We start from the raw sequence: 25665 nt of genomic DNA, 5'->3' as shown, positions 1-25665 counted from the left end.
AACACCCTTCCCTCCCCTGTTTCAGGGCTCCGCTCTGCCAGCGCAGACCGCCGCCACCGTCCAGAAGACATCACACATTAACATTTGAGGTATTTAGCAGGCAAGTTTTTGTAAGGAAATATCAGGTGCGGCCGATAACTGTCAGGGTGTAGGGCGATTGCCGCCCGACGAGCGCCGCGTATGAAAAAGGAGTATCATGAGGATCACCGCTTCCTACAACGACCTGACCTGTGACATCACCCGTAACCACACCAGCGAAGGCCTGGCCGCACGCAGCCTCGCAGACTTCACAACCCTTGCCGCCTGGAGTACCCCCAAGCCCTGCCTATACGCCGCAACCGCGTCAGCCTGCGCCCGCTCCACGCCCCATCCCCGCCGTTACTCACGCTAAGGGGCGCCGGCGAACGCCAGTTACTGGCGCGTTGTAAAGAAAAGAAACCTGTGCCGTTTTTTACAAGGCGGATCCAAGTCATGTAAATTCGGAAGGTTAGCCCTGTCGGCGCGGGTCGTTGTAAACAAATTCACACCAAGGCCCCTCCCCGCAAGTAGCAGCACCTCCGCTAAGCATTTGAAATAAGGCGACAAACGGCTACCGCACTCTTTGGTACGCTTCTGGTATACAGCTCAATTCGCCGCAGCTGCGAGCATCAACCCGGAGGACGCCGTCATTATGGACAACCAGTACCGAATCATCAATCAATGCCTGCAGTTGCTCAAACAGAGCGAGATGCCTACCATAAAGAAGCTGCGCGTGGAAATCCAGCTGATCCAGATGAAGCGCCTTTTGCTCAACGATGCGCTCCCCAACGAGGTGAGATCGGGCTGTTGCGGAGAAGAGGTGTTCGAGGCCTTGCTGCACCAGATGAGAGGGATCTGTTGCGGAGGGTACGACGGGGAGGCGTTGAGCAACCTGATGGAGCGGATCAGCGGCATGCTGAGCATCCTCGGTTCGGAACAGGCCTTGCCCCCTAACTAGGTGGCGGCCGGCGCGGGTCCCTGCGCCGGCAGTACCACCCGGGCCCGGGTCCCGCCGCCCGGGCGGGGGGTCAGCTGCAGTCGTCCGCCGTGCTCGGCCACGATGTACTGCGAGATGTACAGACCAAGCCCACTGCCGCCCTGCTCCAGCTTGGTCGAATAAAACGGTTCGAAGAGCCGCTCCCTGTTCTCGGCACTGATCCCCACCCCGTCATCTTCCACCTCGATCACCACCTCCCCGGCAGCCGCCTCGAATCGGGTGCTCAGCAACACCACCCCGCGCCCGTCCGGGAAGGCCTGCATCGCGTTCAGGATCAGGTTGATGAGTACCTGCTCGATCTGGTGCTGGTTGCCGGTGATGACCGGCAACTCCCGGTTCAGCGAGGTCTTGAGCCAGATGTCCTTGTGCATCTGGCAGGCGAGCACCGAAAGGGCCGCTTCCACGGCTGCGTTCACCTCGAGGTCGGGACGCAGGCCGGAGCGGTCCCCCACCCCGTAATCCCGCAAGCCCTGGACCACCCGGGCGATCCTCTCGGAATTCTCCACGATTTTTGCCGCATTCTCCTGCAGCGCGCCACGGGCCTGCTGAAACGGCAGCCCCCCCAGGTAGAACTCCCCCTCCTCGCGCCAGACCCCGTCCAAAAGCGGCATGGCGTCGTTCCAGATCTTCGCGATGATGTGCCCGGAGAAACGGATCGAGGCGTTGGGGTTGTTGATCTCGTGCGCCATGCTGGAGAGCAGCAGCCCCAGGGAGGTCATCTTGTTGGTGTGGATGAGCCGCGCCATCACGCGTTTTTTCTCCTCCTGGACCTCGAGGCGCATCGCCTTCAGGAGCTCCTCCTGCAGGGAGAGGTTTTCAAGTTCGCGCAACTCGAGCGAAGCGGCCATGGCGTTGATCGCGTTGGCGGCGCGCCCCAGCTCGTCGTCGCTGTCCAGGTCCACCCGTGCCGAGAGGTTACCCGATCCGATATCCTCGATGCCGCGCATCAAAAGGTTGAAGGAGGCAGTCACCCTTTTGAGGATCTGGTAACTCACCAGCGAGACGACGATCCAGAAGAGCGTCCCGATGGCCAGGGTGGCGGCCACCAGCTTCTGCAGGCGCTCCCGGGCGCTCGAGGTGTCCAGGCGCAGGTGTACCTGGCCGATGACCCGTTGCTGGTCCACCGGCGGGTGCCCAAGGAGCACTGCCTCGGGGGAGCTCACCAGCCCCGGTGAGGTCACCTCGACCACCATGTCGATGGCACCTTCCGCGGTCCCCTTGGGGTTGTTCACCTCGGTGAGCGGGCGCCCCTCGGTGTTGTTGATGGAGACGTAGAGGACCGAGGGGTAGCGTGCCGTACCGGCGGCCAGCAGGGCAAGCGCCTCGCGGTTCTCGGCGAAGAGCGGCAGCCGGGAGTTCTGCGCGAGGACCGTGGCCAACAGCCGCCCCTCGCGTTCCATGGTGGCCCGGAAGCCGTTCACCTCGGTGATCACGTAAAATGCAGCGAAGGCCGCGGTCAAAAGGGCAATGGTCGCGGTAAAGGTGATGTAGATCCGGAACCGGAAGTTCTTGGCGATATGGGGGATACGGAACCGCAGGGACATCAGCTCCCCCCCGGAACGGCCAGCTTGAACCGGCGCAGCACGCCGTCGTTGACCTTCATGAGCACGCGGCGGGGGTACTGGGTGGGGAGTTCCTCGACCGCCGTCCCGTCGAGGACGCTCTGGGCCATGCCCCCCAGTTGCCGGCCGATATCGTAGCGGTCGAAGGAGAGCGCGACGGCCCCCCCCATGGCGAGGTAGGCATCGGCGAAGCTCACCACCGGAATGCGCTCCCCCTGCGAGAACAGGAAGTAGGCCTCCGTCGTTTCGGTGGAGACGGCGGTCAGGTCGGGGAGCATCCAGAGCGCGTCCACCTTGCCGCGCAGCGACTCCAGCACGGCCACGGTCTCCTTGGGGGAGCGGACCTCGCGCGCCAGGAGGTCGATGCCGCTGCGCCGAGCGGACACCTGGGCGCGCTTGAGGTAGCCGCCGGTACGCTGCGGGTCGTAGAGGACCCCTACCCGCCTGGTCCCGAGGGAATCGAATACCGAGAGGTAGCGCTGCGGGTCGAGCATCATCCAGACCCCGGTCACCGGCGCACCGGGGCGGACTTTGGCGTGCAGGGCCATCATGTAGAGCACCGGGACATTGCGCTGGCGCTCCGCCACCTCGAGAGCCCGGTCCCCCACCGCGATGATGAGCCGGGGATGCTCTTCACGCATCAAGCGGGTAAGGTCGATCTCGGCGTAATCCGACATGACGACGGTACGCATGCTCGCCGCACACTCGCGCCTGACCCCGCGCAACGCCTCGTCGTAGCTGCGCTCGCGCAAGGACTGCAGAACCAGGACGTCGTAAGCCAGGACGGGGAGCGGCAACAGCAGCAGTAGTATACCTACCACCAGGGTCCTCAGAAGTTGCATCTGACCCCCGCTTCCGCCCAGGCACCCGGGTTCTTGTAGCGTTCCGATACGTAGGATTCGCCGTCGAAGATGTTGCGGACCGACGCGAAGAGTTCCAGCGAAAGCGTGCTGGACAGGGAGAATTTCTTGGCGAGGTGCAGGTCCCAGACGAAGTCGTCGTATTTGCCGTTGCTGCGGTCACCGTTCCAGTCGATGTAGCTGCCGGTCAGCAGCACCCGGAAGTTGTGCTGGTCCTGGTACTTGATGCCGAGCTTCACGGTGTGGCGGGGCACTAGGGGGAGCACCCCGGGGGTGTCGTCGGCGTGGGCATCGATGAAGGTGTAACCAGCCGACAGCGAGGTGTTCATAACCGGGGTGGTGCGCAGCTCGACCTCGCCCCCCTTTTTCAGGATGCGCCGCTTGATGTTGAGGGTCGGACTGGAGGTGGGATCGCTCGCGTTGAAATTCGGGTTGGCCACCGTGGAACTCACGTTCCAGGTGTCGTTGCGAAACAGGGTCCCTTTCATCCAGAGGTACGGGATGTCGCCCGATTCGAAGCCGATTTGCGAGGTCCAGACCTCCTCTACCGCGTTCACCTGGTTCAGCGAGGTGATGCTGTAGCCGCGCGAAGTGTAGCCGCGCAGGACGCTGTTGTCGGTAAGTGCGTAGGTGACACCGAAGCTGGGGTTGAAGAGATCGTCGCCGGTTCCGGTATGGTCGTAGCGCACGCTCGGGGTCAGGGCGAGGTTTCCTATCGTGAAGGTGTCGTTGAGGTAGATGCCGACCCGATCCGCACTGCGGTTCAACAGGTCCTGCTGCGCCTGCGGCACCCTCAGGCGGGCCTTGGCGTGATCGTAATCCACACCGGCCACCACGCGCTGCAGATCGCTCACCCAGGAGAGACTCGCGCTCCCCCCCACGGAGGACTCCTCGGTGTTGTGGACCTGCAAAAGGGTGTTGTCCAGCAGCTTGATCTGGATCTCCTGGCTGATCACCTTCGACTTCAGGGCAGCCTCCAGGTTCAGGTGATCCGAGATGGGGTAGGACAAGGAGAGATTCGACAATAGCTGGTTGCCGTGCTGGTCCGCCTTGTAGGGATACAAGGCGAACTGGCCGCTGGAGCCGTTCAGGTAGAGCGTGGAAAACCCGAGGACACCGTGCACGGGAAGGTCGTAGGCCACTTTTCCGTACAGGTTACTCTGGTTGATGCTGTTGTTGGGCACCAGCCCGTCCGAACGGAGGTTCCCGCCGCTCAGATAGTAGCCGAGCCTGCTCGCCATGCCGGAGAGTTCGGCCCGCGTATCGGCGGTGCCGCGCCTGCCCAGGGAACCGGATACCTGTCCGGCCACCGGACGCTCCTGCTGAGGGCTCTTGGTGATGACGTTGACCACCCCGCCCAGGGCGCTCCCCCACGAGGTCGAGGCCGCCCCCTTGACGATCTCCACGCGGTCCACGAGTTGGGCGGGGATGGCGGAGATATCGGGGAAGTTGTCCGAGAGGTTGTTGATCGGGATGTTGTCGATCAGGACCAACACGTGGTTGAAGCTCGAGCCCTGGACCTCGAAGTTACTGACGGTACCCGGCGTGCGCAGCATCTCCAGCTGGATCCCGGGGATAACCGTCAGGATATCGGCGAGGGTATGGGCATTGAGTGCCTCGATCTCCTGCGCGGTCACCACGGTGATGTTTTCGGCAGTCTGCGACGCGGGACGCGGGGACCTGTTGGCCGAAACGAACTCGCTGGCACTGCCGTTGTACAGTTCCAGGGAGCGTTGGTCCTCATCCTCGGCAAAGGCCGGGGACGCCGCCAGAGACAACCAACAGGCCATCATGACAGAGACCTGCAGCGTACTGGCAGTAATCGACAGTATGCTCGCCCCACACTTTTTCACGCACCCTCCTGTTACCGACTCTGCCAGAGAAAAAAATTAATAAACTATTTTAAATTTTACTATTGCCATTCAAATAAAGGCATGCTAATGTAACACAATCAACCGGGGATGTCCAAATTTTTTTCTAACACAAAAGGAGGAGCAGGCCATGAGCAAGGACAACGTTGCATTGGTAGTCGTCGAGGAAGGCACAAACGAAGCGACTCAGATCGAGGCACTCGGATGCTGCTGGGCTGTCTTCGCGTTCACCTTCTAAGAGAAAAGGCATGTTCCGCTATGACTTGCGGAACGTGCCTTACTTCTGTCCCTGAGGTTCCATCGTTAACCTCTGCGTAAACCACCCCAATTTTTGCGACACCTGCCTAGGACCGACCTAAACCTTCCCTAAAGCCTGGAACGCCCCTCCCCCTACCGAAACTACCGAACTGCCTATTTCAAAAAAGAACACGACGTCTTTTTTCCTTGCTCATTAATTTAGGCAATGTTAATTTGCGCGCACAAAATAGTCATTCAGCAATAAAAGGAGGTCACCATGTCCAATGAAGAAATGGTAATCATCGAGGAAGGAACCAGCGTCGGGGCACAGGCGGAAGACTTCGGCTGCTGCTGGGCTGTCTTCGCGTTCACCTTCTAAGACTGAAGGCCGGCCCCGCGTTGTCAGCAGGGGCCGGCCCGTTGTCTGGTACAGCGCCCCTAAGAGAGTAACCAGGCCAATAACCACTCACCGGAAATCACCATGCATCTGTCGCGCTACCTGAAAATCTACCCCGCAAAGCAACGCCCCGGCTACTATCTCCTCTATTCGACGCTGCGCGGTTCTTCGGCCCTGCTCTCCGAGAGGAGCCTCGCCCTGGTGCAGGACGGCACCCTCGCCGAACCCGAGTCGGGTACCCTTAAACGGCTCGGCATCCTGGTGCCCGACCTGAACGAGGAACGCCAGCAGATGTGCGACATCATCGACGAGGCGGATGTGCGCAGCAGGGTCTTTCGGGGGATCGTGGTGCTCAACCTCGCCTGCAACCTGGATTGCAGCTACTGCTACGAGGGAGGCTTCCGCTTCGACCAGAAGATGTCCGAAGCGACGGCCGGCCGCCTGGTAGACTGGCTGATCCGGGAGAAACTCGCCAAGGGGCACGACGTCTCCCTCTCCTTTTACGGCGGTGAGCCGCTGTTGACCCCCGAATTGATCCGGCGCATCTCGGAGCCGCTGCGGGAGGCGGCACGGGTGCACCAGGTCACCTACAACTTCAGCCTGGTCACCAACGGTACGCTCCTCACCCGCGCCGTCGCCGAAGAGCTGCTGCCGCTCGGCCTCAATGGCGCCAAATTCACCCTGGACGGCCCTCCCGAGGTCCACAACGCCCAGCGCCCCTACACCTCGGGGGCCGACAGTTTCGACAGCATCGTGGCGAACCTGGCAGCGGTCTGCGACCTGGTCCCGATCCAGTTGGGAGGCAACTTCACCGAGGAGAACTACCGGGAGTTTCCGCGGCTGCTCGATCACCTTGTGGCACACGGCATTACCGGTGACCGGTTGCTGCAGGTGCTCTTCACCCCGATAACCCCGCAAGCCGGCTGCTCCGAGTACAACTCGGGATGCGCCTGCTCCAGCGCACCGTGGCTTGTCGAAGCGCACCTCTTTCTGCGCGAAGCGATCCTGGCGCGCGGCTTCGTACCCAGTAAGCCCAAGCTCGCCGCCTGTATCGTGGAACTGAGCAACAACTTCGTGGCGAACTGGGACGGTTCACTCTTCAAGTGCCCCACCTTCATGGCCTACCCAGAACTCAGCATCGGCAACCTCTCCGACGGCATCGGGGACTACCGCGCCTCCCACAGTATCCGCAACTGGCGCACCGAGCGCTGCCTGGACTGCTCCTATCTCCCCATCTGCTTCGGCGGATGCCGGTTCCTCACCAAACTGCAGGGTAAAGAGCTGAGCGAGGTCGACTGCCACTTCGACTTCCTCGAAGCGACCCTCGAGACCTTCCTGAACCAGAACATGAACTACCCCGCCACGGCCGGAGCGAAACGCTAGCGCGAGGTTTCCTGCGGCGCAAGGCGGCGTTCCGGGTCTCGCTACCCTACGGCCCAAGGGTGCGCCTCGGGGAGCGGGCTTACTGCCGATCGTGCTTGAGGCGCTTGTTCAAGGTGGGGCGGGCAAGCCCGAGCATCTCGGCTGCCGCGGTCTGGTTGCCGCCGGTGAGCCGCATCGCCTCGGCGATCAGGTATTCCTCGACCTGCAGCACCGTGGGGAAGCGGCCGAAGATGGAGACGAGCGGGGTCTCCCCGGGGGCGATCTGCAGCGAGCGGGCCGGTGCGGGCTTGAGCCCGGGGAAGTCGCAGACGTCGAGGACACCGCCGTCGCTGCAGGTCACCGCGTGGTGCACCATGTTGTAGAGTTCGCGTACGTTTCCGGGGAAACTGCCCTGGGAGAGCGCCGGAATCAGGTTGGGCGAGACGCCCGGTACCGACTTCCCCTGCTGCAACGCGAAGGTGGCGACGAAGTACTCCACCAAGGGTTCCAGATCCTCGAGCCGCTCCCTCAGGGGGGGGACCCGGAACTCGTGGGCGCAGAGCCTGAAGTAGAGATCGTTTCGGAAGGTCCCCGCGGCGCGCAGGGCCTCGAAGTCCATGTTGGAGGCGGCGACGATGCGCGCATCGCTCTTTAACAAGAGGTCGGAACCCATCCGGTAGTATTCGCGCTCCTGCAAGAGGCGCAGCAGCTTGATCTGCGAGGAGTGGTTCAGGTCGCCGATTTCGTCGAGAAAGAGCGTCCCCCCGGCGGCCGCGCTGATGAGCCCGTCACGCTGGCTGTCGGCGCCGGTGAAGGCCCCCTTCTTGTGCCCGAACAGGGTATCCGAGAACATGAAGTCGTCGAGCCCCGCGGCGTTGAGCGAGATGAAGGGGCCGCGCACCCCGGAGACCCGGTGTACCGCGCGAGCCAGAAGCTCCTTCCCTACCCCGGTCTCGCCGGTGATCAAGACCGGCAGCCGCGAGCCGGCGATCGCCTCGATGTACTGAAAGATGGAGCGCATCTTCTTGGACTGGGTGACGATCCCCTCGAAGGCGTCCGGAAAGCGCAGCCGGTCCCCCAAGAGGTAGTCCTTCAAAAGCCGGTTCTGGTTCCCCAGGTCGCTCACCTGCAGCGCCTTGCGGATGCTGGCCACCAGGCGGTTGGGATCCACCGGTTTGGTCAGGAAATCGAAGGCCCCCTCCTTCATACAGCTGACCGCGGTGTCCACGTCCCCCATGGCCGTCATGACGATAACCGGGATCTGCGGGTAATCGGCGGTGATGCGCTGCAGGAGTTCCCCTCCGGTCACGTTGGGCATCACCCAGTCGACCACCACCACGGCCACCGGTTTGCTCCTCAAGTAGGGGAGCACCTCGCGGCTGTCCGAGAGGGTGATGACCTGCTGGATGTCGCTTGAAGCGAGCAACAGCGAGACCTTGGCGAGGATTCCCGGTTCGTCGTCCACCACGAGCACCTGCTGTTGTTCCAGTTGCACCGTCATCTCATTACTCCTCAAGGGCCCGGCTTCTCATGGGGCAGTCACCCACACGCGCTTTATTTAAAGGCTTCACATCATATACAGAGCCGAATCGATATTCAAGGTTTTGTTGCACCCCGATCCGAAAAGCCGGGGCCGGCCGACCCCGCTCCCTCTTGCATTGGCGCGCGTTTCGTCCTACCCTAAGACGTGATCCTCATGAGATAACCAGGAGAGCCATGTCACCCTATACCCTTTTGGAAAAGCACTTCGGCGCGAACCGGACCGGTTGCGAGCTGGTCTACCGGCACAGCCGCATGGTGGCCGACAAGGCGCTGGCCATCGCACGGCACAACGCCGACCAGCCCCTGGACCTCGGCTTCATCGAGGAGGCCGCCCTTTTGCACGATATCGGCGTGGCGCGGGTGCACGCCCCCAAGCTCAACTGTTTCGGGCACGCCCCCTACATCTGTCACGGCATCCTGGGGCGCGAGATGCTGGAGGCCGAGGGGCTGCCGCGCCACGCGCTGGTCTGCGAGCGCCACATCGGCGTGGGGCTCAGCGTCGAGGACATCGCGGCGCAAAAGCTCCCGCTCCCCCCGCGTGAAATGGCACCCACCTGCCGCGAGGAGCGCATCGTCACCCTGGCCGATCTCTTCTTCTCCAAGAGGCCCGGCGAACTGGAGCGCGAGAAGTCTCTCGCCGAGGTGCGTGCCGACCTCTTCAAGTTCGGCCCCCACAAGGTGGCCATCCTGGAGGGGTGGCTGCGCGAACTGCTCCCTTTCCTCGCTCATGAGTAGCCTCCCCCCGGCAGTTTCACGAATTAAAGCCGCATAAACAAAGTATGCTATACTAGGCTGGCCGCGGAGCCAACGGGCGCTGCACGCGGCTTGAGGCCGGTTGCGTCGGCCGGCCACGCCCCCCTCCCCTTGCAACAGAGCCGGTGAAGGTCGATTCTCATGGGAAAACCGCTGCGCGTACTGATCGTCGAGGACTCGGAAGACGACGCTCTCCTGCTCATTTTCGAGCTCAGGCGCGGGGACTACACGCCGGTGGCCCGACGGGTCGAGAGCGTCGAGGCGATGCAACAGGCGCTCTGCGAGGAGAGCTGGGACGTGGTGATTTCGGACTACGTGCTCCCGGGCTTCAGCGGACTGGAGGCCCTGAAACTGGTGCGGCGCAGCGGTCTCGACCTCCCCTTCATCGTGGTCTCGGGAAAGATCGGCGAGGATACCGCGGTGCAGGCCATGAAGGAGGGGGCTAACGACTACCTCATCAAGGGGAACATCTCCCGGCTGGTCCCGGCCATCGAGCGGGAGATGCAGGAGGCCGAGGTACGGCGCAAGCGGCGCGAGGCGGAGGCGGCCTTGGTGCGCAGCGAACGCCGCTACAAGAAGCTGGTCGCCGCGGTCACCGACTACATCTACACGGTGAGCATCGATCAGGGTAAGGTGGTCAAGACCACCCACGGCCCGGGCTGCCTCACCGTCACCGGCTACAGCAACGAAGAGTACAACGAGAACCCCTTTCTCTGGTACCAGATGATCCTCGAAGAGGACCGCCCCGCCGTGGTCCGCCTCACCGCCGAAGTCCAGGCCGGAGAGGACATCCCCTCCCTGGAACACCGCATCCGCCACAAGGACGGCTCCATCCGCTGGGTACGCAACACCATCGTGCCGCGCTACAGCGAGCAGGGAGAGCTGATCGCCTACGACGGCCTCATCTCGAACATCACGGATCGCAAACGCGCCGAGGAGTCGTTGCGCCTGCAGAGTGTGGCGCTCGAGGCGGCCGCCAACGCCATCGCCATCACCGACAACCAGGGGCAGGTGATCTGGGTGAACCCGGCGTTTACCCAGATGACCGGTTACACCCCCAAGGAATCGCTGCACCGGGACCTGAGCTTCTTGAAGTCGGACCTGCACGACCCCGCCTTCTACCTGGAGCTGCGCAGCACGATCAACGCCGGGGAGGTCTGGCACGGCGAGATGGTGAACCGGCGCAAGGACGGTACCCTCTACCCCGAGGAGCAGACCATCACCCCGGTTACCGACGATACCGGCATCATCAAGTACTTCGTCTGCATCAAGCAGGACATCACCGAGCGCAAGGAGGCGGAACAGGCGCTGCTGGAAAATGCGAGCCTCGTAAAGGAGCTGGAGATCGCCAAGCAGATCCAGCTTTCCCTGCTCCCCGATGCCCCACCCGCCCTTCCCGGCATCGACTGCGCCGGCCGCTGCGTCTCGGCCACCCATATCGGGGGTGACTACTACGACATCTTCGCGAACCGCGACGAGGTCGGGATGGTGATCTCCGACGTCTCCGGCCACAGTGTCGGAGCCGCGCTCATCATGGTGGAAACGAGAAGCGTCTTGCGTGCCCAGCTGCAGACCCTGCACCGCCCCCCCCAGGTGCTCTCGGCCCTCAACGACCTCTTGCACGACGACCTGACCCGCGCCGAACTGTTCATCACCATGTCCTACCTCTGCTACCACACCAGAACCCGCCAGCTGCACTACACCAACGCCGGACACCCTCCCCCCCTGCTCTACCGCCCGGGCCAGGATTCCTTCCAGGAGCTCGACGCCGAAGGACTCATCATCGGGGTAAAGAAAGGGGTGAGCTTCGAGGAGCGCAGCATCCAGATCGAGCCGGGCGACCTGTTGTTCCTCTACACCGACGGCATCACCGAGACCGAGGGGGCGCGCGGCGAGCTTTTCGGTACGCGCCGGTTGCAGACCATCCTGGCGAGGGAGCACCGCAAAACCGCGGCCGGGCTCATCGAGGCGGTGCTCGCTGCCCTGCGCGCCTTCAACGGCGGCTCCACCTTCCGCGACGACATCTCCATGCTCGTGCTGAAATTCCTGTGACGACACTTGACGCAGCGCCTTGGCTTGTGTAAACATACCTCCCATTTACGGCGGAAGGGGTGCAAGGCATGGCGAAGAAGATCTTTGTGGCGGCAACCGGGCAAAACTGTGGCAAGACGACCATCAGCATCTCGCTCATGCACCACGCCCGCAAGAAGTACCAGCGCGTCGGTTTCGTGAAACCCTTCGGTCCGAAGGTGCTCCTTTACAACGACTTCATGGTGGACATGGACGCCCTGCTCATGGCGAAGGCCTTCGGGATGGAGGAGGATATCGCCATCATGTCGCCGGTCGCCCTGCACAAGGATTTCACCAAGGATTACCTGACCGGTAAGCTCGACGACCTCTCGCTCAGTTCCTGCATCCTCGAGGCGGTCCAGGAGCTTGAAAAGAAATACGACTTCCTGATCATCGAGGGAGCCGGGCACGGCGGGGTTGGTGCGGTGGTGGGGCTCAGCAACGCCAAGGTCGCGAACCTGATCGGCGCCCCGGTGGTGATCGTCACCGAAAGCGGCATCGGCAAGGTGATCGACGCGGTGCACCTCAACATGGCGCTCTTCGAGCGGGAAGGTGCCGACGTACGCGGGGTGATCGTAAACAAGCTGATCCCGAGCAAGAAGGAAATCACCCGCAAGTACCTGAAACAGGCCTTCGATCCGCTGGGGGTCAGGGTGATCGACGGTTTCGACTACTCGCCGATCCTGGCCAACCCGACCCTGAGCCATATCTCCAAGCTTTTCGGCCTCCCCCTGCAGGGCGAAGAGCGCGAGAGGAGCCGTATCATCCACAACATCCAGTTGGGGGCCGCTTCCTCGCAGCGGGTGATCGACGGCCTGCTCGACTCGACCCTCATGATCGTGACCAGCTCGCGCGACGAACTCTTGGTGACCCTCTCCTCGCTCTACCACATCCCCTCCTTCAAGGAGAAGATCGCAGGTCTCGTGGTTGCCGGTCACGGCCCGGTCTCGAAGATCACCCAGCAGATCCTGCACGACAGCAGGGTCCCCTACATCAGGGTCGAGGAGACCACCGCCGAGGTGTTCAGCGCCCTGAGCGAAGACGTCGCCAAGATCACCTACGAGGACCAGGAGAAGCTGAACTGGATCATGGCCAACACCAACAAGTCCCTCGACTTCGAGGCGATCGAGGCCCTGATCTAGCGGGTAGCCAGCCAAACGATGTGCCACACAAAAAAAAGTCCCGCCTCAAAAGGCGGGACTTTTTTTCGTCTATTACGGTTATTTCCCCTCTCCCTCACCCATCATAGATCTTCACCCCCGGGGGGCGCCCCGGCCCCTCGCGGTCTTTCTGGCACGCCACGCAAAACGCGGTGAAAGGGACCACCTTGAGCCTTTCCAGGCTGATGCGCTGGCCGCACCCCTCGCAGACCCCGTAGGTCCCCATCTCGAGCCGACGCATGGCCTCTTCGAGCGCGGTCAACTGGGCGCGCCTTAGGTCGGCGATGGCAAGCCCCGAGTCGGCCAAGAGGTCGAGGATACTCATCTCGCCGGGGTCCTGCGGGATCTCGTACTGGGTGTGCAACTCCTCGCCGGCGTTGGCGAAGACCTCCTCGCGCAGTTCGGCCCACAGCCTGCGCTTTTGCTCGATCAGCAAATGTCTCTGTTCCAGATCGACCACATCCGACTTTTCCGGCATGGGAAACCTCCTCCGCAGTCTGGGGACTCGGCAGCGCAGCACTGGTTACCAGGGCAGGTACCTGACCCGGCTCCCGCGCAAGCGAGCTGCCCGAGGCCGCCGACCGGGCACGTTGTGAGTTTACTCCGTCTCTTCACTGTCACAGACCGGGCAGAGATACTCGTGACTCTCCTGGTCCATTTCCAGTTCGGCCCCACACACAGCACAGAGCGCTGTTTCTCCCTTTTTTACTGGTTGATCTTTTTGAATGTCTTCTTCGGTAGGTACTCTTCTCATGGTCGTCCCCCCGCTTTTGGCAGCCCGCAACCTGAGTTAGTATACCTTAAAAAAGAGTGACACGGCGCGGGGAAAAAAGAACGGCCAAGGGAGGGAAAATGCCGACGAGTGGCAGCTGAGGCTCAGCTTATGTCCTGGTACTCCAGGGTTTCGCCCGTGTAGGTTGTGACCACGAGACGCGAGCCTTCACGACGCACGCACTCGGCGGAGACTTCCACCTTCCCCTTGCCGCCGGGGAGATCGATCACGTAGTGGGGAACGGCAAGTCCCGAGGTGTGGCCGCGCAACGCCTTGAGGACCTCGACGCCCCGGGCGAGCGGGGTGCGGAAGTGTGCGGTCCCCTTTACCAGGTCCATCTGGTGCAGGTAGTAGGGACGCACCCTGAGGTACAAAAGCTTCTGCATGAGCCGGCGCATCACCTGGGGATCGTCGTTCACCCCCTTGAGCAGCACCGACTGGTTCCCCAGCGGAATGCCGGCATCGGCCAAGAGTGCGCAGGCACGGGCCGCCTGCTCGGTAATCTCGTCGGGGTGGTTGAAGTGGGTGTTGATGAACAGCGGATGGAAGCGCTTGAGCAGGGCCGCCAGCTTGGGGGTGACCCTCTCGGGGAGCGTAACCGGGACCCTGGTGCCGATGCGCACGATCTCCAGGTGAGGGATGCGGCGCAGACCGCTCAGGAGATCCTCCAGGCGCTCGTCGCTCAGAAGGAGCGGGTCCCCGCCGGAGAGGATCACGTCGCGGATCTCGGGATGTGCCGCGAGGTACTCCAGGGCTTCGTTTTGCGGGGCCACCTGCATGCCGGCGCACCCCACGCCGCGCTTTCTCATGCAGAACCGGCAGTACACGGCGCAGGAGGCGGAGGCGATCCAGACCACCCGGTCCGGGTAGCGGTGGATGAGGCCAGGGACCGGGGAGAGGCGCTCCTCGTCGAGGGGGTCCGGTGACTGGGAGAGATCGGCAAGTTCGGCCGGATCCGCCACGCACTGGCGCCAGATGGCGTCGCCCGGTTCCCTGATGAGGCTAAGGTAGTACGGGGTGATGCGCATGGGGTAGCGCTCGACCACACCGGAGAGCGCGGCCGCATCCACGCGAAAAAGCCCGGCTAGCTCCTCCGGGCTGGTAACGCTTGCGTTCAGGCTCTTCTCCCAGGCGTGCATCAGACCTCGAGTGCCCCGATGAGCGAGGCGACGGCAGCGATCTTGTGGTCGACCAGGTACTGCTCCATCTCGGCCGCGATGCGCTGGGCGGCACCCGGGTCTAGAAAACTCGCGGTACCGACCTGGACCGCACTGGCACCCGCCAGCAGGAACTCCAGGGCGTCGCGCCCGTTCATGATGCCACCGATACCGATGAGCGGCAGCTTGACCGCACGCGCCACCTGCCAGACCATGCGCAGGGCGACCGGTTTGATGGCAGGTCCCGAGAGCCCGCCGGTCACGTTGGCCAGGACCGGGCGGCGCCGGTCCAGGTCGATCGCCATGCCGGTCAGGGTGTTGATGAGGGAAAGTGCGTCGGCACCGGCGTCGGCGCAGGCCTTGGCCATGACCACGACGTCGGTCACGTTGGGGGAGAGCTTCACGATCATCGGCTTTTTCGTGTTGCGCCGCACCAGTCGGACCACCTCCTGCGCCGCGGCGGGATCGGTACCGAAGACGATGCCACCCTGCTTCACGTTGGGGCAGGAGATGTTCACCTCCACCCCGGCCACACCGGGAAGGGCATCGAGACGCGAAGCCACCTCGCCGTACTCCTCGAGGGTGTTGCCGTAGAGGTTGGCGATCACCGGGGTGTTCACCTTGGCGAGGTAGGGGAGCTTTTCGGTTATGAAGGCGTCGATCCCCACGTTCTGCAGTCCGATGGCATTCAGCATGCCACCCGGGGTCTCCACGATGCGCGGGGTCGGGTTGCCCGCCTTGGGGCGCAGCGAGAGCCCCTTGGTGATCAGGGCGCCGATGCTCTCCAGGTCCAGGTGCTCGGCGAATTCGGCGCCATAGCCGAAGGTGCCGGAGGCGGTCATCACCGGGTTGCGCAGCGTGATCCCGGCCAGCTCGACGGTCATGTCAGGTCTATGCATGCTCTAACTCCATTTCAGTTCGAAGCTGTCGAAGACGGGGCCGTCCTTGCAGACGCAGCGGTAGTCGGGGGTCTCCTCGGTGTGGGCCGCGCCCGGCAGCACGCACCCCAGGCAGGCGCCCACGCCGCAGGCCATGTAGGCTTCCATGGAGACCTGGCAGGGAACCTGGTGCCGCTCGGCCATGAGTGCCACCGCGCGCAGCATCGGGGTCGGGCCGCAGGCGAAGATCCGCTTGCCCGGCGCCAGGTGACGCTCGAGCACCTCGGTGACCAGGCCGCTCTCGCCGAGGGTGCCGTCATCGGTGGAGACGTAGGTTTCCACCCCGAGGCGCTCGAACTCGGTGATGCAGAGGATATCGTCACGGTTTCGGCCACCCGCAAAGAGGCGCACCTTCTCCCCCTTGGCCACCAACTCCTTGGCCAGGTAGTAGAGCGGAGCCAGACCGATCCCGCCCCCCACCAGGAGTTTCTCTTCGCCGCCTGGGCCCGGGTTGAAGGGCTTGCCGAGTGGGGCCAGCAGGTCGACCAGGTCGCCGTGGTGCAGGGTGGAGAGCATCTTGGTCCCCTTCCCCACCACCTTGAAGAGGATCTCCGCGTAGGTCTGGTCCGCGCCGCCGGCGTACTCGGCCGGAAGCACACCGACATCGAAGAAGCCGAAGGGGCGCCGCAAAAGCGGGTCGATCGACTCGCTCACCTTGAGCATGAGAAACTGCCCGGGGAGCGTCTTTTCCAGCTCTTTGGGAGCGGTCATCCTCATCCGGAAATAGCCCGGCGAGACCTCCACATTCGACACTACCATTGATTTAAACTGCATGGTTCTCCTCTGCCTGCTGCTCAAAGGTGTATTCCATCAAGATGGCGTCATCGCCATTTTCATAGTACGCTTTGCGGCGGCCGACCTCGTGAAAGCCGACCGATTCGTAGAGGGTGATCGCCTCCCGGTTGCCGGTACGCACCTCGAGCCCCAGACGAAGGACCTGACGTTCCCGGCACAGGGCGAAGGCATGCTGCACCAGCAAGCGACCGACGCCGCGGCCGCGCTGGGCAGGGTCGACGGCGACATCGAGGATCTCGGCCTCATCGAAGATGACTTTTAAACAGAGATAGCCGGCGAGGTGATCTTCCGGCATCAGGGCGACGAGAGGGATACCGAAGGGCGACTGTATTTCGTCGCGGAAGTGCTCTCTGGTCCAGGGGCGTGCAAAGGACGCTGACTCGATTTCAAGGACCGCATCCAGATCAATTTCTGACATGGAACGGACTTTTATTTCAGTAGGTTTACCCGTCACTGCAGCGCATCATAAGCAAAGGACAATGGGAAGTAAACAAATTTTTCGCTTTGACTTTTGCCCCTACATGCGTTAGATTTCTCCTTTATTTTATCGGAGGATCTGCCTTGAACGAGACTAAAATCACATACAAAGACGCCGGTGTAGACATCGATGCCGGCAACACGTTTGTCAAGATGATCAAGCCACTGGTGAAGGCCACCTCGCGGCCGGAAGTGCTGGCCGACATCGGTGGTTTCGGCGGCTTGTTCTCCCTCAACACCGGCAAGTACAAGCACCCGGTGCTGGTCTCCGGCACCGACGGCGTCGGCACCAAGCTGAAGCTCGCCTTCCTGGCCGACCGCCACGACACCATCGGCATCGACCTCGTTGCCATGTGCGTGAACGACATCATCGTCCAGGGCGCCGAACCGCTCTTCTTCCTCGACTACCTGGCCACCGCCAAGCTCGACCCCGCCAAGGGCGCCTCCATCATCAAGGGGGTCTCCGAAGGGTGCGTCCAGGCCGGCTGCGCCCTGATCGGCGGCGAGACCGCCGAGATGCCGGGCTTCTACTCCGGCGACGAGTACGACATGGCCGGCTTCGCCGTCGGCGTCGTCGAGCGCGAGAACATCATCGACGGCTCCTCCATCACCGTGGGCAACCACCTGATCGGCCTGGCCTCCTCCGGTCTGCACAGTAACGGCTACTCGCTGGCCCGCAAGGTGATCCTGGATGTCATGGGTATGGACATCAACGACCAGATCCCGAGCCTGGGCAAGACCGTGGCCGAGGAACTGCTCACCCCGACCCGCATCTACGTCCGCTCCATCCTGAACCTCTTGCGCGACTTCACCATCAACGGCATCGCCCACATCACCGGCGGCGGCCTTTTGGAAAACATCCCGCGCGTTCTCCCCAACGGCTGCAAGGCGGTGATCCGCAAAGAGAGCTGGCAGGTCCCCGAAATCTTCAAGATCATCGAGAAAGGCGGCAACATCGAGGAGTCCGAGATGTTCCGCACCTTCAACTGCGGCATCGGCATGGTGATCATCGTGCCGGAGCGCGAGGCCGAAGAAATCCTGATCCGTCTCTCCGGGCTAAACGAGACCGCCTTCCACATCGGCGAAGTCGTCAAGTGTGAAGCCGGCAAGGAATGCGTCGAGCTCGTCTAGGACCTTAGGCCCTCCATGAATAACCTCCTCAACATCGGCGTTCTGGTATCCGGCAGCGGCACCAACCTGCAGTCCATCATCGATGCCTGCAGTCGGGGTGAGCTGCCGGGCCGGGTAGCCTGTGTCATAAGCAACAAGGCCGACGCCTACGCCCTGGAGCGCGCGAAGAAGGCCGGTATCCCCGCGCTCCACCTCGACCACCGCGCCTACTCGGGGCGCGAGGCCTACGACGAGGCACTGGTGGCTGCGCTGCGCGAGTTCGGGGTCGAGCTCGTGGTGATGGCCGGCTTCATGCGCATCATCACCCAGGTGCTCCTCGACGCCTTCCCGATGGCGGTCATGAACATCCACCCTGCCCTGCTCCCGTCCTTCCCCGGTCTGCACGCCGCCCGCCAGGCGCTGGAATACGGCGCCAAGTACGCCGGCTGCACCGTGCACTTCGTCGATTCCGGCACCGATACCGGTCCCATCATCGTCCAGGCCGCCGTGCCGATCCTCGAGGGAGACACCGAAGAGACCCTCTCGGCGCGCATCCAAAAAGAAGAGCACCGCATCTATCCCGAAGCGGTGCGTCTCTTTGCCCAGGGGCGGCTGTCGGTCGAGGGACGGGTGGTGCACATCGGGTAGCTGCTCGGACACGAGCCTGTCCGGCGCTGCTTCCCAACTCTCCCGTTCCACGTTTTTTCTACACGCTTCGAGGCAACTCCCGGGTGCCCCCACGCCTTACGTCCCTTCCCCCAGACGGTACCCGTTACTTTCATCCAGTGAGTAGAGCCACACGAGCAGTTCCGCCACCGCCTGGTACAGTTCCGGCGGGATCTCGCTGTCCAGGTCGACCTGCATCAGGAGGTTGACCAGCTCCGCTGACTGGTGTACGTAGACTCCCGAATCCTGGGCGAGCGAGATGATCGCCTCCGCGGTCACACCGCTCCCTTTGGCAACCACGCGGGGGGCACCATCGTCCGAGCCGTAGGCCATTGCCACTGCCTTTTTCAGGTCATTCGGCCGTCTCTGCATCTCTCGCCACCATGCGGTTCAGTGAAAGCCCCCGCGCCAAAAGCGCCTCGCGCAACTCAGCCGCGCCACCCTTGAGTATCCCGGCCGAACCTGCCTGATCGCAGACCAGCTCGAGCTTTACACCTTCGGCTGTCAGGCGCAGGGTCGCCGCCACCCGCCCCAGCCGCGGGAGGGTTACCTCGAGATTCGACTCCACCTCGCGCTCCCCGGATTCCTCGCGCACCGTCACCGCCAGATTCATCTCCTGACCCGGCCACGCCTCGCCGCGCCAGGCAAGTACCCCGCCGTTCAACAGGTGCAGTTGCTCCTTGATGAACGGGAGCGTCCTGTTGTCCGCGATCCCGGGTCCCGCGGTGCCGTTGTCCCCCTCGTCCCCTCCCCTCAGGCGCCGGGAAAGCTTCCCCTGGGGTTCCTTGAGGACTTCCGCCAGGGGGCGTCCACCGGCAGCCCACTGCGCCAGGTGAGCCTCGTAGAAAAGCCCCCCTTGGGCAAGCGCCTCCTTGAGACGTTCCGATAGAAGGGGGGCCCCCTGCAGCGGGTTCTCCAGGAGTGTCCCCTGCAAAAGCGGCAGCGACGGCGCCTCGTTGACCACGCTGGCCAGCCACTTACCGAGCGAACTCAAGGAGACCGATGAGCCGACCTCGGGGCGCAGCACGTTGAAGGTAACCTTGGGATCCGCCGAAACGAAGGTCATCTCCAGGGTTTCCCCCGGCTGCACGTTGAGCGGGATCTCCAGCTTGAAGAGTTCGCCGGCCACCCGGGCCAGGTAGAGGTTGTTGGGGAGGTTTGCGATGATCTCGGCCTTCACCTGCTGCCCGGGGTTGAGCTGCAGTTGCGTCCCCGCCCGCTGCTGGACCTCGACGGGCGGAGCAACCGTGGTACGGGCCAGTACCGGCAGAACTTGTCGTTGTACTTCATCGTTTATCAGCATGCCGGTTCCCGGGACTGCCGGTAAGAGAGCGTCACTTCAAGCTGCGCACGCAGGACACAGTGGTAGCTGTTCCACCTATCGGCGGAAACGGCGGTCTCTTAAGGATTTTATTGGAGAGAAAGCCGTCGCTCCCTCATGGCGCACTGGTAACGGCGGCCTCTTTGCCGGAGCAAAAAAGCCGGCCAGCCATAGCATCTTCCGGCAATATTAGTAGTATTGAATGAGGTTTCCCGCCTCGGGAGCATCAGCTCCGGGTTTTTAGACTAAACAAATCTCACAGCTGACCGATAAGCAGTCAGAGAAGCAGTTACTCCGGGTGTGTTGCAGCGAGGGCAACTGATGAAACATGCACTCCGCATCCTTATCGTGGACGATTCGCCCGAGGATGCAGCCCTGATTGCACGTCAGCTCCTGCAGGAGTTCGCCCCCAGTTACGAGCGCGTCGAGACTGCCGAGGAGATGAGCCTCGCCCTGGACAAGGGGGGATGGCACCTCGTGGTATCGGACTGGGTGATGCCCCGTTTCAGCGGGCTGGCGGCGTTGCAGCTGCTGCATGAGCGCGAGGTGGACATCCCCTTCATCATGGTCTCAGGACAGATGGGGGAGGACGTCGCCGTCGAGGCGATGCGCGCAGGGGCACACGATTTCCTGATCAAGGACCATCTTTCCCGTCTGGTCCCCGCCATCAAGCGGGAACTGAACGAGGCCGTGGTGCGTCGCGAGCGCAACCTCGCCGAGGACGCCCTGACCGCAACAGAGGCCCGTTTCCAGAGCCTTGTGGAACAGTCCCTGGTGGGCATCTTCTTGCTGCAGGACGACATCTTCACCTATGTAAACCCCAAGTTCGCCGAGGTCTTCGGCTACCGGCAGGACCAACTCACCGAGAAAATGTCCCTGCTCGAACTGGTGACCCGCGACGACCAGATTCGGGTCAGCACCCAGTTCCTGCGACCGCTGCAGCAGGGGAGCACCAGCCTGCACTTCAGCTTCCGCGGCAGGCGCCAGGACCAGCAACGCATCGAACTGGAGGTGAATGGTACCCGGACCCAGCTAAACGGCTCACCCGCCGTGATCGGCACCCTTCTGGACGTTACCGAACGCAAGAGGGCCGAGGAGGAACTGAGCAAGCTCTGGCGCGCCGTCGAACAGAGTCCGGTCTCCATCGTGATCACCGATCTTGCCGGGCGCATCGAGTACGTGAACCCGCGCGTTGCCGAGGTGACCGGCTACAGTGAGACCGAACTCGTGGGTCAGAACCCGCGCATCCTCAAATCCGGGACCATGGGGGGGGACTTTTACCAGAACCTCTGGCAGACCATCAGCTCGGGACGCGAGTGGCACGGCGAGTTGCACAACCGGAAAAAAAACGGCGACCTCTTCTGGGAAAGCGGATGCATCTCGGCGGTGAAGAATTCCGAGGGACGCATCACCCACTTCGTGGCGGTGAAGGAGGACATCACCGAGCGCAAGCTCTCGGTGGACCACCTGCGCCAGGTCCAGAAGATGGAGGCGATCGGGCAGTTGGCCGGCGGTATCGCCCATGACTTCAACAACTTGCTGACCATCATCAACGGCTACAGCACGCTCATCATCAAGGGTCTGGAGCCGGGCACCCCGATGCGCAAGGAGGCCGAACAGATCCTGCGCGCCGGCGAGCGGGCCGCCGACCTGACCCGGCAACTGTTGAGCTTCAGCAGACGCCAGATCCAGGAGCCCAAGGTTCTCAACATCAACACCCAGGTGCAATCCGCCGAAAAGATGCTGCGTCGGCTGATCGGCGAGCACATCGAGCTGGTGACAGAACTCGCGACGGAGGTGGGACTCATCAAGATGGACCCCGGCCACGTCGAGCAGGTCATCATGAACCTGGTGGTCAACGCGCGCGACGCCTCGGAAAACGGCGGGCGGATCACCATCGAGACGGGGAACTGCCAGCTCGACGAGGATTTCACCCAGCAGCACCCGGGTTCGGTTGCCGGAAGTTACGTCCGGGTAACGGTGCGCGACCAGGGTCAGGGGATGAGCGAAGAGGTGAAGCGTCGCCTGTTCGAGCCGTTTTTCACCACGAAAGAGATGGGGCGCGGCACCGGCCTGGGGCTTGCCACGGTGTACGGCATCGTAAAGCAAAGCGGCGGCTACATCGACGTGGTCAGCCAACCCGGCCAGGGGGCCAGCTTCGACATCTACCTGCCGCGGGTCTACCAGCCTGCCGACACCTTGAAGCGCCCGGCCAGCGAGGACCCCAGCCGCGGGAACCACACCATCCTGGTGGTCGAAGACGAACCGGGGGTATTGAACCTGGTGGTGCATACCTTGAGAAAGCGCGGGTACCAGGTGCTGGAGACCACGGACCCCGAACTCGGTGTGGAGATCTTCGAGGAAAACCAGAACCAGATCGACATGCTGCTCACCGACGTGGTGATGCCATTTATGAGTGGCCCCACGCTGGCCGAGCTGCTGACCCGCAAGAAACCGGGTCTCAAGGTCCTCTTCATGTCCGGCCATGCCGAAAACCGGGCCAGCCTGGAGAAGATCCTGGAGCAGGGAGTCCCCTTCCTGCCCAAGCCGTTTGCCAGTGACACACTCATCAGCAAAGTAAAAGAGACGTTGGCCGGAAGCCCGCTGCAGCCGGGCCCGGAAGTTTCAGGAGGTAGCCATTGAAAGGAAACATCCTAATCGCCGATGACGAGGAGATGATCCGCGATCTCATCAACATCACCCTCTCCAAGGAGGGGTATACCTGCCACCAGGCAGCCAGTGCCGAAGAGGGTCTGGAGATCATCAACCATACCAAGCTCGACATGGCCCTGTTGGACATCATGATGCCGGGACGTTCGGGGATCGACCTGCTCAAGGACATCAAGGAGTACACACCGGACACCACGGTGCTGATGATCACGGCCCTCAACGACATGGATACCGCCCTCTCCTGCATCCACCACGGCGCCGAGGACTACATCACCAAGCCCTTCAACCTGGACCGGGTGCTCCTCACCGTGAAGAACGTGATGGAGAAGCGCCGGCTGGTCCAGGAAAACCGGGAATACCAGGCCAACCTGGAGCAGAAGGTGCGCGAGCAGACCGAGGTGATCCGCACCGTCATGGGCGAGATCAACCAGGCCTACGAACACACCCTGGTGGCCCTGATCCGGGCCCTGGACGCGCGCGAAAAGGAAGTGGGGAGCCACTCCGAACGGGTGATGGCCTACGCCAAGCTTTTGGCCGAGGCGGCGGGGATCGAGGAGCGGGGACGCTCCATCCTTGCCAAGGGGGCGCTCTTGCACGATATCGGCAAGATCGGCGTTTCCGACAACATCCTCCTCAAGCCGGCGAAGCTCGACGATGCCGAGTGGGAAGTGATGCGCCAGCATCCGAGCACCGGGTTCGAGATCCTCTCCGGGATCCGCTACTTCGCCGGCGCAGCCGAGCTCGTGCTGTCGCACCACGAACGCTACGACGGGGCCGGCTATCCGCATGGGCTACGAGGCGAGGCGATCCCCATCAGCGCCCGGATCTTCGCCCTGGTGGACACCCTGGACGCGATGACCTCCGATCGTCCGTACCGCAAGGCACTCTGCTTCGAGGCGGTGCGCGAAGAGGTGTTGCGCTGCTCGGGACACCAGTTCGACCCGAAGCTGGTCGAGGTGTTCCTGGAGATTCCGAAATCGGCCTGGGAAATCGCAGCGGGAAAGAAGCTGCTTTAAAGAGGTACTCACCGAATTGAGGATAAGGAACCTCTGGCAGGGCCTTCCGCTGGGTTTCCGAAAGATTCAAAAAGAAGAGCCGGAAAGCATGGTCGCTTTCCGGCTCTTTTTGTTTCTCTGCAACGCTCAGGCAGCCTAGTCGTTGGCTCCGATGCGGTAACGCTCGAGGCGGTCGCGCAGGGTGTTGCGGCTGATCCCCAAGAGCTTGGCCGCGAAGACCTGATTGTTGTTGCTCTTCTCCATCGCCATGTGGATGAGCGCCTTCTCGAGCCCCATGTTGACGCTCTCGTAGATGGCACCCTTGTTCTTCTGGCAGATCCCGTCGAAAACCGGTTCGAGCATGCTCCAGAATACCTCGTAGTAATCGTCGCCAGCCGCCTCGAGATCGACCTCCTTGATGCCGGTTCCCGGCTTGGCCTTCAGGAAGGATTCAAAATCGCCGGGCACCAGGATGTCGCCGCGGCAGAACACCACCGCCGAGTTGATCACGTTCTTGAGTTCCCTGATGTTCCCGTCGAACTGGTGCGAGCACAAATGCGCCATGGTTTCGGGGGAGACCCCCTTGATGTTTTTGCCGTACTTCTTGGAGAACTTCCTGACGAACAGGTCGACCAGCAGCGGGATGTCCTCGGACCGGTCCCTGAGCGGCGGCAGGAAGAAGTTGACCACGCGCAGGCGGTAGAAGAGGTCCATACGGAAGGCCTTCTCCTTGACCTGGTTCAACAGGCTGCGGTTGGTGGCGGCGATCACCCTGACGTCGACCTTGATGGTCTCGTTCCCCCCTACCCGCTCGAACTCCTGGTTCTCCAGGACGCGCAGGAACTTCCCCTGGTTGGTGGGGCTCATCTCGCCGATCTCGTCCAGGAAAATGGTGCCGCCGTTGCACTGCTCGAACTTGCCGATGCGCCGTGAATGTGCGTCGGTGAAGGCACCCTTTTCGTGACCGAACAGTTCGCTCTCCAGGAGCGCCTCGGGAAGTGCGGCGCAGTTCACCGCCAGAAAGGGGCGGTTCTTGCGGCGCGAGTTGTTGTAGATGGCACGGGCCAGGAGCTCCTTGCCGGTGCCGGACTCCCCCTGGATGAGGACCGTGGCGTCGGAATCGGCGACGGTACCCACCATTTTCCAGATCTCGATCATCTCCGGCGAGGAGCCGATCATCAGGTCTTCGGTGAGGTCCTCTTCGACGCTGGGGCGCTCGCGGGTGTAGCGCACCTTGCGGCTCAACAGGTTGCACTCCAGCGCCTTTTTCACCGCCGCCTTCAGCTTGTTCATGTCGAAGGGCTTGGTGACGTAGTCGAAGGCACCGTGTTTCATGGCCTCGATGGCGTTCTGGGTGGTCTTGTAGCCGGTCGCCATGATGACCGCGAGCCCCGGGTCGATCTTCTTGGCCTCCTTGAGCACCTCGATCCCGGATTTCTGCGGCAGGCTGATGTCCATGATGGCCACGTTGGGACGGTCGGCAACCACGCGCCTCAAGGCCGATTCGCTCTCGCTCTCCAGGAAGAGTTCGTACTCTTCGCCGCCAAAGACGCTTTTCAGCATGAGCAGGATATCGTGGTCGTCGTCCAATATGAGAAGTTTAGCGGTCATCGTAAGTTCTCCCTCGCTGGCGTATCTGGCGCTAAAAGGAGCCGCGCGGCAGTTGCCATGAAACCACGCCGCTCCGATATGTCAAGTGGTAGGTAGCGGCACAAAGGGAATCATGCCGTCGAGTTTCTTTTCGGCAGGAGTTAAAAAAAGATGAGGAAATCTCCCCTCACGGACAAAAAAAACCGCCCCCGGTGGCAACGCCCTTACTTAAAGTGTTGAAAAACTCGTAACGTAAGGTATACTCCCTCTAATCTTCGGGTTAGGGGGAGTATTTTTATGACTGAAGCTCAACAACCTGCCCAAATCACTCGCATTCCTCCTGCC

The 25665-nt window shown here is 62.4% G+C and carries 22 protein-coding genes; 10 read left to right on the top strand and 12 right to left on the bottom strand.

Annotated elements, in window-relative coordinates; translation table 11 throughout:
• The first annotated feature begins 196 nt into the window (after positions 1-196).
• Both H7688_RS16550 and H7688_RS22705 read left to right on the top strand, forming a co-directional pair.
• Positions 197-391 carry a hypothetical protein gene (locus H7688_RS16550; RefSeq protein WP_183362312.1) on the top strand — a complete coding sequence of 65 codons (195 nt, stop codon included), beginning with the start codon at positions 197-199 and terminating at the stop codon, positions 389-391.
• 336 nt (positions 392-727) lie between these two features.
• Positions 728-976 carry a hypothetical protein gene (locus H7688_RS22705; RefSeq protein ID WP_246329849.1) on the top strand — a complete coding sequence of 83 codons (249 nt, stop codon included), beginning with the start codon at positions 728-730 and terminating at the stop codon, positions 974-976.
• Here H7688_RS22705 and H7688_RS16545 read toward each other — a convergent pair.
• From H7688_RS16545 to H7688_RS16535, 3 genes are read right to left on the bottom strand one after another with little or no spacing between them, the layout of a single operon-like run.
• Positions 973-2559, bottom strand: coding sequence for a sensor histidine kinase (locus H7688_RS16545; protein ID WP_246329848.1), 1587 nt, complete (start codon positions 2557-2559; stop codon positions 973-975). The genes H7688_RS22705 and H7688_RS16545 overlap by 4 nt on opposite strands.
• Positions 2559-3419 carry an ABC transporter substrate-binding protein gene (locus H7688_RS16540; RefSeq protein ID WP_183362311.1) on the bottom strand — a complete coding sequence of 287 codons (861 nt, stop codon included), beginning with the start codon at positions 3417-3419 and terminating at the stop codon, positions 2559-2561. Before H7688_RS16540 ends, H7688_RS16545 begins: the two co-directional genes overlap by 1 nt.
• On the bottom strand, positions 3407-5290 hold the full coding sequence (locus tag H7688_RS16535) for a TonB-dependent receptor plug domain-containing protein (RefSeq protein WP_246329847.1): 1884 nt from the start codon (positions 5288-5290) through the stop codon (positions 3407-3409). Before H7688_RS16535 ends, H7688_RS16540 begins: the two co-directional genes overlap by 13 nt.
• A 736-nt stretch (positions 5291-6026) precedes the next feature.
• Between H7688_RS16535 and gptM the strand changes: the two genes are divergently transcribed.
• The gene (gene gptM / locus H7688_RS16530; protein ID WP_183362310.1) at positions 6027-7325 is read left to right on the top strand and encodes a geopeptide radical SAM maturase; all 1299 of its coding nucleotides are present in this window, start codon (positions 6027-6029) and stop codon (positions 7323-7325) included.
• A 79-nt stretch (positions 7326-7404) separates the two neighbouring features.
• Here the strand turns inward: gptM and H7688_RS16525 are convergent, their stop codons facing one another.
• Positions 7405-8805 (bottom strand): sigma-54-dependent transcriptional regulator, encoded by a 1401-nt coding sequence (locus tag H7688_RS16525; RefSeq protein WP_183362309.1) that lies wholly within the window; start codon positions 8803-8805, stop codon positions 7405-7407.
• Between the two features lie 215 nt (positions 8806-9020).
• On the opposite strand from H7688_RS16525, the gene H7688_RS16520 reads away from it, so the two are divergent.
• The 3 genes from H7688_RS16520 (at position 9021) to H7688_RS16510 (ending at position 12811) form a co-directional block, all read left to right on the top strand.
• Complete coding sequence (locus H7688_RS16520; protein WP_183362308.1) at positions 9021-9581, top strand: HD domain-containing protein; 561 nt, start codon at positions 9021-9023, stop codon at positions 9579-9581.
• 159 nt (positions 9582-9740) lie between these two features.
• Entirely contained in the window at positions 9741-11651 is a 1911-nt protein-coding gene (locus H7688_RS16515) for a SpoIIE family protein phosphatase (protein WP_183362307.1), read from the top strand.
• A gap of 68 nt (positions 11652-11719) precedes the next feature.
• The gene (locus tag H7688_RS16510; protein WP_183362306.1) at positions 11720-12811 is read left to right on the top strand and encodes an AAA family ATPase; all 1092 of its coding nucleotides are present in this window, start codon (positions 11720-11722) and stop codon (positions 12809-12811) included.
• Between the two features lie 94 nt (positions 12812-12905).
• On the opposite strand, the gene H7688_RS16505 is transcribed toward H7688_RS16510, so the two are convergent.
• The 5 genes from H7688_RS16505 to rimI all read right to left on the bottom strand — a co-directional run bounded on the left by H7688_RS16505 (position 12906) and on the right by rimI (position 16909).
• On the bottom strand, positions 12906-13307 hold the full coding sequence (locus H7688_RS16505) for a TraR/DksA family transcriptional regulator (protein ID WP_183362305.1): 402 nt from the start codon (positions 13305-13307) through the stop codon (positions 12906-12908).
• A 398-nt stretch (positions 13308-13705) separates the two neighbouring features.
• Complete coding sequence (locus tag H7688_RS16500; protein WP_183362304.1) at positions 13706-14740, bottom strand: KamA family radical SAM protein; 1035 nt, start codon at positions 14738-14740, stop codon at positions 13706-13708.
• A complete protein-coding gene (locus tag H7688_RS16495; RefSeq protein ID WP_183362303.1) occupies positions 14740-15657 on the bottom strand; it encodes a dihydroorotate dehydrogenase in 918 nt (305 codons plus the stop codon). The genes H7688_RS16500 and H7688_RS16495 overlap by 1 nt, the downstream gene beginning before the upstream one ends.
• 3 nt (positions 15658-15660) lie before the next feature.
• Entirely contained in the window at positions 15661-16470 is an 810-nt protein-coding gene (locus tag H7688_RS16490; RefSeq protein WP_183362302.1) for a dihydroorotate dehydrogenase electron transfer subunit, read from the bottom strand.
• On the bottom strand, positions 16460-16909 hold the full coding sequence (gene rimI / locus H7688_RS16485) for a ribosomal protein S18-alanine N-acetyltransferase (protein ID WP_183362301.1): 450 nt from the start codon (positions 16907-16909) through the stop codon (positions 16460-16462). The genes H7688_RS16490 and rimI overlap by 11 nt, the downstream gene beginning before the upstream one ends.
• Positions 16910-17052: 143 nt before the next feature.
• Between rimI and purM the strand changes: the two genes are divergently transcribed.
• Positions 17053-18099 carry a phosphoribosylformylglycinamidine cyclo-ligase gene (purM, locus tag H7688_RS16480; RefSeq protein WP_183362300.1) on the top strand — a complete coding sequence of 349 codons (1047 nt, stop codon included), beginning with the start codon at positions 17053-17055 and terminating at the stop codon, positions 18097-18099.
• A 15-nt stretch (positions 18100-18114) separates the two neighbouring features.
• Complete coding sequence (gene purN, locus H7688_RS16475) at positions 18115-18726, top strand: phosphoribosylglycinamide formyltransferase (protein WP_183362299.1); 612 nt, start codon at positions 18115-18117, stop codon at positions 18724-18726.
• A gap of 96 nt (positions 18727-18822) precedes the next feature.
• Here the strand turns inward: purN and H7688_RS16470 are convergent, their stop codons facing one another.
• Together H7688_RS16470 and fliK are read right to left on the bottom strand one after the other, a co-directional pair.
• Complete coding sequence (locus H7688_RS16470) at positions 18823-19116, bottom strand: EscU/YscU/HrcU family type III secretion system export apparatus switch protein (protein ID WP_183362298.1); 294 nt, start codon at positions 19114-19116, stop codon at positions 18823-18825.
• Positions 19097-20047, bottom strand: a complete 951-nt coding sequence (fliK, locus tag H7688_RS16465) for a flagellar hook-length control protein FliK (protein ID WP_183362297.1) — start codon at positions 20045-20047, stop codon at positions 19097-19099. Before fliK ends, H7688_RS16470 begins: the two co-directional genes overlap by 20 nt.
• A 339-nt stretch (positions 20048-20386) precedes the next feature.
• Here fliK and H7688_RS16460 point away from each other — a divergent pair, with 339 nt between their 5' ends.
• The gene (locus H7688_RS16460; protein WP_183362296.1) at positions 20387-22708 is read left to right on the top strand and encodes a PAS domain-containing hybrid sensor histidine kinase/response regulator; all 2322 of its coding nucleotides are present in this window, start codon (positions 20387-20389) and stop codon (positions 22706-22708) included.
• On the top strand, positions 22705-23751 hold the full coding sequence (locus H7688_RS16455; RefSeq protein WP_183362295.1) for an HD domain-containing phosphohydrolase: 1047 nt from the start codon (positions 22705-22707) through the stop codon (positions 23749-23751). Before H7688_RS16460 ends, H7688_RS16455 begins: the two co-directional genes overlap by 4 nt.
• 135 nt (positions 23752-23886) lie before the next feature.
• On the opposite strand, the gene H7688_RS16450 is transcribed toward H7688_RS16455, so the two are convergent.
• On the bottom strand, positions 23887-25341 hold the full coding sequence (locus H7688_RS16450; protein ID WP_183362294.1) for a sigma-54-dependent transcriptional regulator: 1455 nt from the start codon (positions 25339-25341) through the stop codon (positions 23887-23889).
• Positions 25342-25665 lie beyond the last annotated feature (324 nt).

The organism is Geomonas limicola (assembly GCF_014193675.1).
In the GTDB taxonomy this organism is placed as follows: Bacteria; Desulfobacterota; Desulfuromonadia; order Geobacterales; family Geobacteraceae; genus Geomonas; species Geomonas limicola.
The sequence above is the reverse complement of the archived record's forward strand: the minus strand, read 5'-3'. Positions and strand labels throughout refer to the sequence as shown.